We start from the raw sequence: 16093 nt of genomic DNA, 5'->3' as shown, positions 1-16093 counted from the left end.
AAACAATTAAGGATGATCAAAATGGATTTTCAGTTGGAAGAAAAAATTGCGCTTGTAACCGGTTCGACCGCCGGTATTGGACTCGCCATAGCTGAAGTGCTTGCCCAGGAGGGCGCCACAGTGATTATCAATGGCCGCTCAGAAGAGCGGGTGCAGCAGGCCATTGCGCATATTCATTCCTTACATCCCCATGCCAGACTGCAGGCGGCACCTGCTGATCTGAGTACTAAAGCAGGGGTAGAAAAGCTGATTAAGGAACTGCCTTCTGTTGACATACTGATTAACAATGTCGGCATTTACGAAATCAAATCGTTTGTGGACATCTCGGATGAGGATTGGCTGCATATATTCGATGTCAATGTTATGAGCGGGGTACGCCTAAGCCGTCATTATTTACCTCTCATGCTTAATAAAAATGAAGGCCGCATTATTTTTATATCCAGTGAGTCCGGTTTACAGATCCCCCCCGAAATGATTCATTATGGTATGACCAAAACAGCTCAGTTAGCCATTGCGCGTGGCATGGCTGAATTGACCGCCGGAACCAGAGTTACTGTCAACAGTGTGCTTCCAGGTCCTACTCAAAGCGATGGGGTTAATGATTTTTTAAATACGATAAGCAAGGAACAATCTCGAACTGTGCAGGAAATTGAACAGGAATTTTTCAGCACAATGAGACCATCCTCTCTTCTTAAACGCTTCGCCAGTACTCACGAGGTAGCGGTCATGGTTGCTTTTTTATGCAGTCCTCTGGCCTCGGCGACCAATGGTTCTTCTGTGCATGTTGATGGCGGCATTGTACGTTCCATCGCCTGATATCTGTGGTGGATTGAGTTGTATAGAGGCAAGCACGTATTTAACAGTGGCTTAATTCCTGTTATTTTTTCTTGAGAGTCTCGCTCAAACAGTATTGGAGATCGCCAGGCAAAGTGAGTTATTTTGGCCCGCCATCGATAATTTTAGAGGATTTTATTCTCTAGCCTGCCTGGCAGTTTAAATTGGGTCTATATCTTAATTAAGAAGCTCTATTATTAGAATTGAAGAGGGCAGGGGCGTGGCTATTATAGAGAAGGATAATTGCGGCTGTGGTTTTATTGCCAGCATCAACGGTAAAGTCTCCCACCGCATTGTTGAACTGTCGCTGACTGCTTTACAACGTCTGACTCATAGAGGAGTGGCAGGCGAGGATGGCTTGTCTGCCGATGGTTGCGGATTGCTTATACAGTTACCCAGGCATTTCTTCAGAAAATATGCAGAACAGCAGGGTTGGATTTTAAGCGCTCGATTTGCGGTTGGCATGTGTTTTCTAAACTCTGATGATGCAGAGGCCCAGAAAGAGCAATTAAATAAAGAATTAACTACTCTTGGCTTCTCTGTTGCAGGTTGGAGGGATCTCAGCGTCGACAGTGCGCTTTGCGGAGAGCATGCACGCAGTAACTTGCCCCATTTTGCCCAGGTTATAGTGAATGTTGATGATAAGCAGACCCTTGAGCTAACTGAAGCCAGGCTCATGCTCGCTCGTCATCGCGCTACTGAAAGTTTAAGGGGGGATCCTTATTTTTATATTTGTTCTCTTTCAACCCAGGTAGTAATTTATAAGGCCCTGGTTTTGCCCAAGTACTTACCAGTATTTTATAAAGATTTAAGTGATAAAGCAGTTAAATCCGCTTTCAGCATTTTTCATCAACGGTTTTCTACCAATACCTTGCCCGCATGGCGGCTGACACAACCGTTTCGATTTCTGGCTCACAACGGGGAGATTAATACCATTCAGGGTAATCGGCATGCGGTTTTAGCTCGAGCACCGCTGTTGACCAATAAAGACCAGGATTGTCTGGACGAAATAAGGCCGATTATCGATCCTATCGCTTCTGATTCAGCAAGCCTTGATAATATGCTTGAGTTTTTAGTTCGTGGAGGTATGGAGCCTTTCCAGGCAATTCGTCTGCTGATTCAACCTGCTTTCAAAAAAAACAGGAACTGCGATTCAGAGCAACAGGCTTTCTTTGATTATTGCTCCTTGCAAATGGAGCCCTGGGACGGGCCTGCCAGTGTGGTGTTTACCGATGGGCGATTAGTGTGCTGTGCTCTGGATAGAAACGGTTTTCGCCCTGCACGTTATTTACAGAGCAGGGATGGCTTACTGCTTGTTTGTTCCGAAACCGGTGTTATTGATCTGGACGAAGAGAATATTCTTTGCAAGGGCAGAATTGGTCCCGGCGAGCTTCTGGCCGTTGATGTGAAGACGCATCAGGTTATGAGCACTGCGGTTATTGATTCCAGGCTGAGTTCAAAATACCCCTATTCAGACTGGCTGCAACAGCATATCCATCATCCTCCGGCTGAATTACATTATGTCCTGGAGGCTAATCGGCTAACTGACCGGCAGGTCGCTTTTTATCGGAAACTCTATGATATCAGCAATGAAGAAGTGAATGATGTCCTCAAGGCAATGGCGCAAACGGCCAAGGAAGCCACTGCATCGATGGGGGATGATACCCCGATCGCATTACTATCCACTCGAAATCGCTCGTTGTTTGATTATTTCAGGCAGCAATTTGCGCAAGTAACTAATCCGGCAATGGATTCATTACGTGAGTCCATTATTATGTCGACGAAAATCACCCTGGGGCGCCAGGCAAACCTCTTTGAAGCAAGCCCGCTGCATGCCAAACGGATTATATTAAGCTCCCCGGTTCTTTCCAGCGGAGAGTGGGAGCATTTACAGACTCTGACAACTCAGGGCTATCCTTTTGTAAAACTGTCATTATTCTATTCAACTCAGGAAAGTTTGTTTGAGGCGATTGAAAGGCTTGGCAAACAGGCCTTGGAGGCAGTTAGTCAGGGGGCGGTATTATTGCTGTTGTCTGATTCAGACCTCGATGTACAGGCTATTCCATTACATCCTTTGCTGGCCGTGGGTGCTATTCATGAGAGCCTGATTAAGGCAGGAAAGCGCTATGACTGTGACTTGCTGGTAGCCTCTGGATGGGTGCGCGATCCGCATCATTTTGCCGCCCTGCTGGCTTATGGCGCAGCGGCGATTTATCCTTATCTGGCTTATTCTCTGATTGCTGATTTCAATATCGAAAAGGGTTTAAGTAATTATGTGAAAGCTATTGAAGGCGGTTTATTAAAGATCAGTGCCAAAATGGGTATTTCAACACTGGGCAGTTATCGGGGAACCCAGCTTTTTGAAATCATTGGTTTAAGCAAGTCGGTTCTCAACCGCTGTTTTAGTCAGAGCGCTTCCAAACTGGAAGTTTTGGATTTCAGCGATCTTGATAGCCTGGCCCGAGCTTATTTCGATGACGCTCATAATCCCTATAGCTATCCACGTCATGGCGGCTTACTGAAATACTTGCCAGATAATGAGTACCATGAATTCAATCCCGATGTGGTAATGAGTTTGCTCAATGCGGCAAAACAGGGAGAGTATTCGCTCTATCAACGTTTTTCTCAACTCATTCAACAAAGACCATTGACGACAATCCGGGATTTACTGGATATTCAATATGCTAAGAACAATTTGCCTCTGGAAAATATTGAAAAAGCAGACAAGATTTTCCCGCGTTTTGAAACGGCTGCCATGTCCTTAGGCGCCTTGTCGCCAGAGGCTCATGAAGCGCTTGCTGTGGCTATGAATACCTTGGGAGGTCGTTCCAATTCAGGAGAGGGAGGAGAAGCTGACTACCGCCACAATACCATCAAGCGCTCCAAGATTAAGCAAATTGCTTCCGGCCGCTTTGGAGTCACTGCGGACTACCTTATGAATGCCGAAGTCATACAAATCAAGATCGCTCAGGGAGCGAAACCCGGGGAAGGAGGGCAGCTGCCCGGCAGTAAAGTGAATGCCCTGATTGCCCAATTACGTTACTGCGGTGAAGGCGTTACTCTGATTTCACCGCCGCCGCATCATGATATTTATTCGATTGAAGATCTGGCGCAATTGATTTTTGACCTGAAGCAGATTAACTCGCAGGCCCTGATTTCGGTAAAACTGGTTTCAGGCCCTGGAATTGGGACTATCGCTGCTGGAGTAGTCAAGGCTTATGCGGATGTCATTACTATTTCAGGTTACGATGGCGGTACTGGCGCAAGCCCCACCTCCTCGATTAAATATACCGGCTCGCCCTGGGAACTCGGTTTGCATGAAACCCATCAGCTCTTACTGGAAAACAAGTTGCGGCATCGTGTCATTCTGCAAGTCGACGGGGGCATGAAAACAGGGATGGATGTAGTGAAAGCAGCCCTTTTGGGTGCAGAGAGCTTCGGTTTTGGTACCGCTCCAATGGTGGCGCTTGGGTGTAAGTATTTAAGGATCTGTCATCTTAATAATTGCGCGACCGGTATTGCCACACAGGATGGCTTTTTAAGAGAAAATCATTATCAGGGAAGCCCTGAGCGGGTAATCCATTATTTTAGCTGGCTTGCTGAGGAAGTCAGGGAAATCCTCGCCAGCCTCGGTTTTTCGAGTTTGCAGGAAATTATTGGCCGCAGGGATTTATTACAAAAAATAACAACAGATGATCCACTGATTAACCGAATTGATCTCTCATTCATGCTCGATTGCAGCAAAGTCGATTCTTCCTATCAGTGGCGAGAGCTTCCTAAAAGTAATAAGCCAAGAGATAAAGCAAGTCTGGCTCAGGCCATACAGGAGGCTGTAGAACCTCTGCTGGCAGCGCATCAGGATATTAAGCTGCATTTTCCTATTCATAATGGCAATCGCTCAATCGGTGCCAGGCTTGCGGGAACTATTGCCAGACAGTATGGATTCAAGGCATTAAAAGAAAATTCAGTTCAATTATTCTTTACCGGGACGGCAGGGCAGAGTTTTGGCGCCTGGACTTGTCAGGGGATGTCACTTTACCTGACCGGAGATGCAAATGATTATGTGGGAAAAGGCATTAGCGGCGGAAAAATTGTCATCAGACTGCCAAATGAGGCGCAGTATGACTCAAATAAGACAAGCATCGCTGGAAATACCTGCCTTTATGGTGCGACTGGCGGGATTTGTTATATAGCGGGTCAGGTGGGTGAGCGTTTTGCTGTGCGGAATTCAGGCGCTGTGGCCGTCATTGAGGGCGCCGGCGCTCATTGCTGTGAATATATGACCGCAGGCGTTGTGCTGGTGCTGGGCGATACAGGCATTAATTTTGGCGCTGGGATGACTGGAGGTTTTGCCTTTGTTCTGGATTTGGCAGATCGCTTTATCCAGCAGTGTAATGAAGAGTTTGTGGAAGGATATCGATTAACTGAACTCGATACCAAGGAATATGCTGATTATCTTGAACAACTACTGCAACATCATATTAACGAGACAGGCAGTCGTTGGGGGCAACAGATTAAGAACTCCTTCAGTGAGTATCTACCTCTGTTTTGGCTGGTAAAACCGAAAGCGATAGGTTGGAATAGCTTGCGTGGCCTATGAAAGAAAGTAAACCTATAGAATTCAAGTTTGTAACGGATAAGAGACAGGAGCCTGACAAGCTAAGTCCTGAAGAACGAATTCGTCATTCGGCATCCGTTTATCTGTCTTACAGCCTTGATCAGGCACAAAATCAGGCCGGACGTTGCCTGGATTGCGGGAACCCTTATTGCGCCTGGCAATGTCCTGTTCATAACCATATTCCAGGATGGCTGCGCCTTGTGGCGGAAGGAAAGCTGGAAGAAGCGGCGAATCTGGCGCATCAAACCAATCCTTTTCCTGAAGTTTGCGGCCGGATTTGTCCGCAGGAGCGTCTTTGCGAAGGGGCCTGTACTCTAAATGATGGTTTAGGGGCGGTCACTATTGGCGCAATAGAGCAGTTTATCGCTGATAAGGCGCTTGAGAATGGATGGCGTCCCGATATGAGCGCAGTCAAACCCAATGGACGCCGGGTTGCCGTTATCGGAGCAGGACCGGCCGGGTTGGCTTGTGCATCTGTTTTAGCTAAAACTGGAACAGAGGTTTCGGTTTTTGATAAATATCCTGAAATTGGCGGTTTGCTGACCTTTGGTATTCCCGAATTTAAACTGGAGAAAAAAATTATAAGACAGCGCCGCCAGATTTTAGAAGAGATGGGCGTGCGCTTTCATTTGAATACAGAAGTAGGACGTGATTTAAATCCACAGCAATTATTACTTGAGTATGATGCTTTGTTTTTAGGATTAGGCGCTGATAAAGGAAAAAAAGCAGGAATTCCGGGAGAAGCCTTAGAGAATGTCTATCAGGCTTTGGACTTTCTGGTTCATAATATCTACAGTTTTCTGGGGCTGCCTGGTTGTGAACCATTCGATTTCCGCAATAAAAAACTGGTAATTCTCGGAGGAGGAGATACTGCGATGGATTGTAATCGCAGTGCCTTGCGACTGGAGGCTTTTTCAGTTGATTGTGTCTATCGCCAGGGGATGCTGGATATGCCAGGCGCAAGGAAAGAAATTAAAAATGCTATAGAGGAAGGGGTACATTTTGTCTGCCATAAGCAGGCTGTTGAACTGATTGGTGACAAAAAAGTGGAAGCAGTTAAGCTGGTGAATACCGTAAAAAATGCCAGCGGCAGGCTTGAGTATCAGGAAGGGAGTGAATATATTTTGCCAGCCGATGCGGTGATTATTGCTTATGGCTTTGATGCCAATCCACCCGAATGGCTAGAGCATTTAAGTGTTGATTTAACTGATAAAGGCCTGGTTGAAACCTCAGAAAAGGCAAACTTTCCCTTCCAGACGTCCAATCCCCGAATCTTTTGCGGCGGCGATATGGTGTTAGGGGCTGACTTAGTGGTCAGAGCCATTGCTCAGGGGGTTTCGGCTGCTGAGAGTATGCTGCGATATATGCAGACTGAGTCTCGCTCTCTTTAATGACCTCCCCAGCAAGCCTGGTATAAGCGGCTATAATTCTTAAATAGAAACAAGCTTTGGAAGACAAATGGGCAAGAAAGCAGTGATTTTGTGCTTTGATAAATCTGAAGAACGAGAAGTTCAGGCATTTATGCGGCGAATTCAAAACAGGGAAGAAGAAAAGGGTAATGAGGACATTGAAGTACATATAATTTATCCAGTCGATGTTAATGAAGGTCAATACATGACCTGGGAAAGTGCTGAGCCTGAGGAGGCCGATAAAGAAATTCTTGAAAGCATGACCCCCGATGATCATCTCTATATATGGGGACATGGAGCCCCCAGTAATCCTTATATCCCCGGCGCTTTTTATACTGAAATTGGCGACTATCTTGATAAAACACTTAATAAAGAAGTGTTTGGACCTGATAAAGGTACGCTCAAGATCAACGTTGAAATATGCAATGGCGGTCGCGGCGGGGTTCAGGGAGAGAATAGTTTCGCAGCCAGACTACATTCTTATTTGGGGAAACTGGGCATTTATTCCGAAGTAGCAGGCAGGCTTAGAAATGTGTCAGTTGATATTCCCAATTTACCCCACGAAGGATTAAAAAGCATTCCCCGTCACTATGACGGCTTGTCGAATCTGATTGCTCTGCCGGATAGCTATTATGAGCATCAGGCGGAACGTTCCAAAGTAACTTATGCCTGGGGAGGTATTGATGGCAAGGTTCAGCTTCGCGTCGATGGTTATCGCAGGAGCCTGACCCGAGATTATCTTGAGTTAAAGGACGCACTGATGAAAGAAGTGTCCGACTCTCGAATGCTTGATCCCAGGAAGATCCATAAGTTACTTCTGGGTATTGAATTCAGAATTAGCAATCCGCAAATAGAAATGAAACCTGCTGAAATCCATAAGGCCGCTCACGAATTATATGAATATTGTAAAATGGCAGGTTTAAAAGAGGAAACTCTGGAAAAACTGGGCTTTGAGCGGTTCATAGCCTCCATCTCTCGTAAAGCAAGTTCTAACGGATTTCTTGAGGCGCCTACTGGCGTGCGCTCGGATGATAAAAAACTGCCTGTAGAGGTGAAAGCTTTACGCGATATTCTTTTTGAAAATCCGGAAATGAAAAAGCTGAATAATCTGGTAGAACGTTTAAAAGAAAAAGCCGATACTAATCCCAATATCGCCCGTCTTGTTGAAAAACTGGGTTGTGAAGAGAGTTTTGCAGAAAGTAACCTCTACGCCAGCTTTTTTATGATGTATCGAAAATCCATCATCCATTTGGATACTGGCACAGTAGAGTTTCCGGTCGCCATCAAAAATATTATTGATCCGCTTAACCATTTATTAGAAAAAGTTTATTTAAATGAGCAGGCTTCACCAGCAGAAAAACAAAAATCTTACGCCTTGTATATGCAGTCGTTGGGGGATTATACCACCGGTTCGACATGGGGCAATTTTAAAGCAAAGGTTCGCGGTGCCTTGTTTGGATTTAAGCTTGCTCATAATGAAAGACATGAAGCGAGTCTTCTGGAATATATTCCGAATCTGTTTCGATCGGCCTACACCTTGTCCAATACAGAAGTAGAATTTTTTGAAGGGTTTAAGCAGGACCTGGCAGAGATGAATGAGTTGATTAAATCAGATATTACGCCCCAGAATCAAAAACAAAATGCTTCAAAATATAGCATGAAATCGATGTTAAATATCGCTAAAATTCCTCCCAATGAACGAGAGGAAAATATTTATGCAGTGTTTTCCATTCTCGATGATCCTCTGATGGATAATCAGGATGGCGCTACTCCATTAATTATTGAGGACATCAAAAGCATCGTAGGCAATCTGGATCATAATGATGAGAAGGCGATCGCACAGGCCTTAGTCGACATCAGGAAGCGGCTGGATAACTATGACGAATCCTCTTTGAACGAGGATGCGAAGAGTGTTCTGCAGGCCTTTGAAAATAGCAATCTGACATCGTTCGAAGAGTTACGCAATGCGCTTTCTGATGTTGAACATTTCAAAGACATCATGGACGACGCTTCATTGCAGACAAGGGTTCAGAATAACTGATTTGCTGGATCCTCTATGAATAAGACGTAGGTCGGGCGCTTCGCCCGACATTCATTTTTTACCGAAATCAAGCAAATAAGATGGTTTAGAAACTGTCCAATAAGAAGGAAGAATGCCATTTTTAACGAATTGATGAATGCTGGAATAAGGCCAATTGATTGGTTGAGACACATGCCCATGCTTAACCGGATTATAATGAATGTAATAGACATGCAAGAAGGAAAAGGAAATGTCGGGCGAAAGCGCCCGACCTACGCTTTCTGCTTCTTTCTTGCAATCAAATCACCGACAGTATCAGCCAGAGTCCACTGATGCTTGAAATTTGTTAAATGGTAGAGTTTCGACAGATTGGGACAGCGTTGTGTAATATCTATGAAATGTTCCCCATAGGCTTCCTCATAAGATAGGTACTGAATTGAAGAATGGCTATTTGCCTGACTTCTGACGAGTTGAGCCAGATCATTAATTGAAATCTCTGATGAATTTCCAATGTTGATACTTTGTCCCAAAGCCTTTGGCTCATGGATTAGCATATCCATGGCTTTAATCACGTCTCGCACATCGCAAAAAGAACGAGTCTGAGTCCCGTCGCCAAAAATGGTAATAGGTTCATTGCTACAGGCCTGTTTTATAAATCTCGGCACCACCATTCCATATAAATCAGTTTGCCGAGGCCCAATCGTATTGAAGATTCGTGCAAGTATGATATTTAATTGATGACGGTGAATATAGGCATAAGCAAGTGCTTCATCCGCCAATTTACTAATCGGATAAGTTGAAGTCGAACAAGATAAACGATGAATATTCAGATTATCATTTTCGCTGGAAAAGGTTTGACTATCACCATATACCGAAGATGAAGAGGCAATTACCACAATCGCATCAGATTTAATTTCACTCATGTTCTTTAAAAGACGCTGACATCCCATCAGGTTGTTAATGAGGGTGCTAATCGGATCATTGACTACATTAAACATGCCGACAGTGGCTGCAAAGTGAAAAATTATATCGGCCCATTTTAAAGTTTCTTTCAAATCTGGCCATTCAAGAATATCAGCTTCTACAAAAGTAAATGAAGCGTTTTTTCTGAGCGCTTCAATATTTTCCAGACGTCCCGATGAGAGATTGTCAACCGTAATCACGTTATGACCGTTATTCAGGTAATATTCGCATAAATGCGACCCGATAAAACCGCATCCACCAGTGATGAAGATATTCATTTTTATTTTATATTTAATAGTTGCTTGAAATAACTATAGACCATACAAATCAATTAGCTAAATGTAAGGTAATTGCCGCTATAAAATGTATACTTAACAATACAAGTACCCATCTTCTCGAGGCCTCTATGGCAATAGTCATTAATCTAAATAAAAAAAGAAAAGCCAAAATCAAGTCAGAAAAAGAGAAAAAGGCTTCTGAAAATCGTATTAAATATGGAAGAAGCAATAAAGAAAAACAGTTAGAGAAAAAAAATAAAGAGCGTGATGAACGGCATTTGGATGGCCATAAAATAGAATAAATACAGTAGGTCGGGCGCTTTCGCCCGACATTTCATTTTTCACCAAAATCCAGCGAAAAAGAGGGTTTAGAAATTGTCCAATGAGAAGGAATAATGCCATTTTTAACAAATTGATGAATGCTTGAATAAGGCCAATCGATTGGTTGAGACACATGTCCATGCTTAACCGGATTATAGTGAATATAATTGACATGATTTTCAAAGTCTAACTCATCCCGAATAAGATGCTCCCAAAACCGTTTCTGCCAAATACCCCTTTCGCGCCTGTTCTTTCTATTGGAGACACGTGCTCTTTTATTGAGAGCTGCCTTGAAAAAATGCCTTTTATCAGATTCCACCGTAAGGAAAAATTCCCATCATTTTCTGGAAGGGTCATTATTATGTGAAGATGGTCAGGCAAGATGACAATCGCATCAATTATAAATGGGTAATAATGCTTGGAACGGCGAAAGGCCATACGTAGTACATCAATCTGTTCGATGAGTAATCTACTGCTTCGATTTTGCAGATTAACAGTAAAGAAATAAGTGGCACCGGGAATAATCACTCGTCGATAGCGCATGTTGGATTGCTTATATATTCCGTTATGAAACAGCTATATAACAGTTTTGATTTTAGTGAGCAAGAAGGAAAAAGGAAATGTCGGGCGAAAGCGCCCGACCTACGCTTGCTAAAGAAAAACAGTTAGAGAAAAAAATAAAGAGCGTGATGAACGGCATCTGGATGGCCATAAAATAGAATAAATACAGTAGGTCGGGCGCTTTCCGCCCGACGTTTCATTTTTCACCAAAATCCAGCGAATAAGATGGTTTAGAAACTGTCCAATAAGAATGCCGTTTTATACGAAGGCAAAAGGAAATGTCGGGCGAAAGCGCCCAGACAAATTATATATTTAAAAACACTGTGTCACATGCCGTGATAGAGTATGCTCCTCAATGTGAACCTCATTGGAGGCGGTTTTATTCACATTAGTTAATAAGCTTGCGACGATTTTATGCATAGTGAATGTCTGATTGGAATAATCCTGAGATCGGAAAAAATGCCTTTCTTTTTTTAAGAGGTGATCGGGAGAATTTAAAAGCAGCATTGCCAACTCTTTTCTTAGTTCTGGGCTTAAGTTATCAACAATTTTATTAAGTTCATTATAATAACCCATCTTTCTCTCTTTCAGATCTGAAATAAAGGCAATCTCCTGAAGCAGATGTTCATTGATCTCTTTAGCAGTTTTAAAGTTTAACTGAGAATTAGCAGAATGGCAGATTCCCAATACTTTGAGCCGTAAATTATCCTGTTCGCATCCTTCTTCAAGCGCTAGGGTTTCCAATGCTGTTAAAACCTCTGGTAAACTGTAAACCCACACATCATCCTGGTCTAGTTTGAAATAATGAGCGAGGCTTTCAGCCAGAGTATGTGGCTTTAGTGATGGATCGAGTAGACATAGTTCAATTAATCCCTGATCACTGAAATCGGAGCTCTCCGGGGGATTATTATCCTGCAGACGAGCTCCCAGTCTGCATTTGTATGCCACGATCATGTCGGTTAGAAATGTTTGATAATATGGCAACGATGATTGGGTGAGGGTTAATTGCATAAACTCCGTGACAGTTGCAGCCAAATCGTAGTCAAAAAAGTGTTGAAGCCTGAATTCAAACCATTGAGCGCGCAAGCTGTGAAGTTGCCTGCTTTCGGGATAAAGTGTTTCAAGTTCCTTTAAATTCCTGCTGATTAAATCCGCCAGCCCATTAAGATTATCTTTGTAATCCATTGTGCCATTTAGAAATTCTTCAATTTCTTTTGTTGTGGCGGTCAGAGCCTGTTGACCCTCATCAAAGAGTGCTTTGATTTTTCTGTTTCTTTCCAAGGCCGTATTAATACGTTGAAGTATAGGCCCCCGAATTCCATTACCAACAAGATTTAGATATATTACACTAGTATTGGTTTCGAGTGCTTCTGCCAGGCTATGCGCACCGGCAATACCGATTCTATTCTGGCCAAGCTCTAGTGAGCTAAGACTGGTGTTGGTTTTGAGTAGTTCAGCGAGACTTTGCGCTCCTGCATCATCAATTTCATTTTGGTAAAGATTGACGGAGCCTAGAGTGGTATTAGACTTAAGTGCTTCAACAAGGCTTCGTACCCCATTTGAGCTAATTTGATTATGGTTTAGCCCAAGGGAGGTCAGCACTTTATTGGTTTTAAGGGCATTAGCAAGGCTTTGCATCCCGGCATCCCGGATTGAATTATTAAAAAGGTCAATGGAGGTCAGACTATTATTGGTCTCAAGTGCTTTTGCAAGATGCGCGGCACCGGCCGCTTCAATTTGATTAGCGCCAAGCTGGATACTGATAAGGCCAGTGTTGTTTTTCAATCCTTCCGCTAGATAGTGCGCAGCCTCAACATCAATCTTATTACCATAAAGACTCATGGACGTCAGGCGTGTATTGATTTTGAATGCTTTACCCAGCTCCCGGATACCATCAGCACCAATTTGATTAGCGCCAAGGCCAATGAAGCTTAGCGGGGTATTGGTTTCAAGCAGTTTGGCGACTATTGAGGCACCCTTATCCAGGATTGAATTATCATAAAGATTAATGGAGGTCAGGCCAGTATTCCTCTTGAGGCCTTCCGCCAGAAACTCTGTACCTTCAACACCAAGATTATTCTCCCGAAGGTCAAGGGACTTCAGGGTATTATTGATGGTGAGTGCATCTCCCAGCCGCTGCGCTCCCGGAGCGCAAATGAAATTACAGAAGAGACTAATGTCAGTCAGGCTTTGATTAATTTCGAGCATCTCAGCGAAACTTTGCGCCCCTTGGTCACATAGCTGATTACCGCCAAGGTTAATAGAGGTCAGACTTGTATTGGTTTCAAGCTCTCTGGCCAAGCTCCGCGCCCCTTCGGCACCGATGTTGTTAAGAGCAAGATCCATGTCAGTCAGGCTTGTATTAGTATGAAGTGCCTGAGCGAGATTTTGCGCATCCTCATCGTTTATTATAAAACCATTCTCTTTTATAGAGGTCAGGGCTGGGTCATTTCGAGCAATTCGGTCTAATAGTTCTTGATCAATCATAGGTAAGTATTCAGCGCTAATATTTAAAGGCAAAAATTGATATAAATAGGGCAATACTTTAACACTTGAGTCGATTTATATCAAATTTCGATATCTATGCCAAAGAGTCAGAGGCAGTGTCCGAACTTCGGCATAAGCAAAAATTGTATAAACTGAATGCTTATGATAGGAATTTTTATAACAACGGCTATGGCCCTTGTCCTAACAAAGGGTTAGACCACTCAGAACAATGGATAGGCGGCAGGTGCTTTTATCAGCATATTGTGATGTTAATGATTTTTTCTGGGTACCTCATCACTTTTTGATAGCTCATTGTCTTGCTCATTTTGTTTTGCTTCTCCTGGACGCTTATCAGCAGGATAAAACCCGGGATAGTTTGCTGCACTTCTCAGCATCCCATTTTTTATACCCACAAATTTTGCAAATCTATGCAGGGATTCAGGACTAAAATCCTTTGCCTCCCTTGGATTGGTAATATCGGGAAAATTATCAATTGCAATTTCAAAATCACTTAGCAATTTCTCAAGGGCATCGTGTCCATAAATGATGGAATACACTTTAAGTTCCAGCAATTGTTCCAACTGGGGTTTTAAATAACCAAAGGCTTGATGATAACGATGAATTGACTTTTCATCATTTTGCATATCCCCAATCAATAAAATAAACTCGTCATTAGCTCGCTCGTTAATCAACTCATCGGCAGTATTGAGAATTTCATTGAGCAAAAGCTGCTTTATTTTTAGAATAATCGATACGTTATCCACGTATATGAACTTAATCAATGGGGATAAACCTTGTAATCGCTCACAGAATTTATTGGCTGTGCCGCCAAAACAAATTTCCTTATCCTCCGCTGGTACATTATCAGAGCCCATCGCATCCAGATTATAACCTCGCTGAATTTCATAAAGTGCTGATACAAAAGCAGCCCAATAATCAAGCTGATCATCCTGGGAGATGTTATGAAAAATCAGGCGTATCAATTGCTCGATACTAATCACCTGAAGCCTTTCAGCTTCTTGTTCCATTAGGGGCAACAGTGGTGAAATTGCCGCTTCCTTACCTAGTTCTGTTTCTTTAGCCAGGCGCAAAGCGATCGCTTTTTTTTCAGAATCTAAAACAATTTCTGCAGGCAGCGAACTTAAACGCTTCAAACAATCAATCGCCGCACGTTTTTGTTCAGCATCCAGCGTTTCGTCAGCGAGATCTTCGAGCAAACTCGTGATTTCCTGAATACTTTTCAGGGTAACCGGATTTTGTCTATGGTTTAAATCTAATAACCAGGCTGTTAAGTCCGTTGTTGCATGAACGCTGGCCGTATGGGTGCTCTGAGCTCGATTAATTTCAATATTACCCAATTGAACAAGTTCTTCTTCATCCAGATAGAGCAGATTCTGATTGACATAATTACGTATAGCATTTTGTTTTTCTTCGATAGTTCCATCGCTGCGGCAAATCGCAATAAATGAATTGACATCATCCTGTCTCAACTCTCCGAGTGGCATTGCATTCCAAATCCCTAACATGGGTCTTGAAAATAAAATCTGATCAAATGGTCTTAACAGCTCAAAATTAGCCTTCAGTAACCCTGCCGATTGTAATTGAGACAGCCCCTGCCCCATACTGTTAGGCTGCGCAAAATGAGTAAGCCGGAATAGGGAGACTTCATTCAATAATTTTTCATCGTGCAATGTAATAATCATGTATGCTAATGTGCTCGTTAAATGGTAATTAAGAATTTCTTCAAAATAAATTGGCCCATTTTCAGAACCCAATAAATTCTCTACATAGCCTAGTATGGTATCTAAATTCTCCAAATCTGGATGATTCTTCAGGTTTTCCAAATGCTTATTTATCAAATAACTTAACTGATAATTACGCTCAATGAATTCATTTATTAGCATGATGATTATTTTCTGTCATTCAGGATATATACAGTATAGCCATTTAACTGAATTCCTAAGTCGAACAGAGGCTCCAGGAATCAGATTGAATCAATGGCTGTCTATGGTCTAGAATTAAGCAAAGTGGTAAATTGAGATAATGATATGCCCTGGAAGAAACTGGGTGAGGGTGCTTTCAATACAGCTTATGTCAATGATGAAGAAACTCTGGTATTCAAAAAGCCTCAAAGTGCAGGTCAGGCCACCGATACACCGGAACGTGCTGTGAGAATATGGAATGAAATAAACTCCCATATTAAGCCAGCTGCTGAAGTCCATAAGCTAGAATCCCTCGGCAGAGGCTGGACCTGCCCCTACATAAAAGGTCGCCAGGCTACTGATAGAGAAATCAGCACTGCGGTTATTGATATTTTCAATCGTACAGGGCGTATTATCATTGATGCTGCCCCCTTCAACTTTATAACCACTGCCGAGGGGCAAACCGTTTGCATCGATGTTGGTATGGCTTTGCTGCTGGAAAAAGAAGAGGAAGACAAAGTTAGCAGCAGAGGAAAGCGCAGAAACAGCATAATAAGCAGTGAAACATGGGAACAACAGGGTGCTCGTTTGAATCATTGGCTCTCTGGATTGAGAAAAAAAATCCAGAAAGTATGGATACTGTTAAGGCTTTACTATTCCTGAAGGAAAAGAGGCCGGAC

The 16093-nt window shown here is 43.1% G+C and carries 8 protein-coding genes and 2 pseudogenes; 6 read left to right on the top strand and 4 right to left on the bottom strand.

Translation table 11 applies throughout. From position 1 onward, the window contains the following. Positions 1–21: 21 nt before the first annotated feature. The 4 genes and pseudogenes from E1O89_RS07920 (at position 22) to E1O89_RS07905 (ending at position 8902) form a co-directional block, all read left to right on the top strand. Entirely contained in the window at positions 22–816 is a 795-nt protein-coding gene (locus E1O89_RS07920; protein WP_133139703.1) for an SDR family NAD(P)-dependent oxidoreductase, read from the top strand. 262 nt (positions 817–1078) lie between these two features. Further along, positions 1079–5434 (top strand): annotated as a pseudogene (gltB, locus tag E1O89_RS07915) (glutamate synthase large subunit); the annotation flags it as partial. Further along, positions 5431–6843 carry an FAD-dependent oxidoreductase gene (locus E1O89_RS07910; RefSeq protein ID WP_133139701.1) on the top strand — a complete coding sequence of 471 codons (1413 nt, stop codon included), beginning with the start codon at positions 5431–5433 and terminating at the stop codon, positions 6841–6843. The pseudogene gltB and the gene E1O89_RS07910, both read left to right, overlap by 4 nt. Before the next feature lie 67 nt (positions 6844–6910). Continuing rightward, complete coding sequence (locus E1O89_RS07905) at positions 6911–8902, top strand: hypothetical protein (protein WP_133139700.1); 1992 nt, start codon at positions 6911–6913, stop codon at positions 8900–8902. Between the two features lie 251 nt (positions 8903–9153). On the opposite strand, the gene E1O89_RS07895 is transcribed toward E1O89_RS07905, so the two are convergent. Continuing rightward, entirely contained in the window at positions 9154–10122 is a 969-nt protein-coding gene (locus E1O89_RS07895) for an NAD-dependent epimerase/dehydratase family protein (RefSeq protein WP_133139699.1), read from the bottom strand. A 128-nt stretch (positions 10123–10250) separates the two neighbouring features. Here E1O89_RS07895 and E1O89_RS07890 point away from each other — a divergent pair, with 128 nt between their 5' ends. Further along, positions 10251–10424 carry a DUF4169 family protein gene (locus E1O89_RS07890; RefSeq protein WP_112220432.1) on the top strand — a complete coding sequence of 58 codons (174 nt, stop codon included), beginning with the start codon at positions 10251–10253 and terminating at the stop codon, positions 10422–10424. A gap of 32 nt (positions 10425–10456) precedes the next feature. Here the strand turns inward: E1O89_RS07890 and E1O89_RS07885 are convergent. The 3 genes and pseudogenes from E1O89_RS07885 to E1O89_RS07875 all read right to left on the bottom strand — a co-directional run bounded on the left by E1O89_RS07885 (position 10457) and on the right by E1O89_RS07875 (position 15395). Next, positions 10457–10986 (bottom strand): annotated as a pseudogene (locus E1O89_RS07885) (REP-associated tyrosine transposase). A 330-nt stretch (positions 10987–11316) separates the two neighbouring features. Further along, on the bottom strand, positions 11317–13491 hold the full coding sequence (locus E1O89_RS07880) for a hypothetical protein (RefSeq protein WP_133139698.1): 2175 nt from the start codon (positions 13489–13491) through the stop codon (positions 11317–11319). A 269-nt stretch (positions 13492–13760) separates the two neighbouring features. After that, positions 13761–15395: a hypothetical protein gene (locus E1O89_RS07875; protein WP_133139697.1), complete on the bottom strand. Its 1635-nt coding sequence runs from the start codon at positions 15393–15395 to the stop codon at positions 13761–13763. Between the two features lie 144 nt (positions 15396–15539). On the opposite strand from E1O89_RS07875, the gene E1O89_RS07870 reads away from it, so the two are divergent. Then, complete coding sequence (locus tag E1O89_RS07870) at positions 15540–16076, top strand: hypothetical protein (protein WP_133139696.1); 537 nt, start codon at positions 15540–15542, stop codon at positions 16074–16076. Positions 16077–16093: the final 17 nt, after the last annotated feature.

Origin of the sequence: Legionella genomosp. 1, assembly GCF_900640215.1 — a bacterium.
In the GTDB taxonomy this organism is placed as follows: domain Bacteria; phylum Pseudomonadota; class Gammaproteobacteria; order Legionellales; family Legionellaceae; genus Legionella_C; species Legionella_C quinlivanii_A.
The sequence above is the reverse complement of the archived record's forward strand: the minus strand, read 5'-3'. Positions and strand labels throughout refer to the sequence as shown.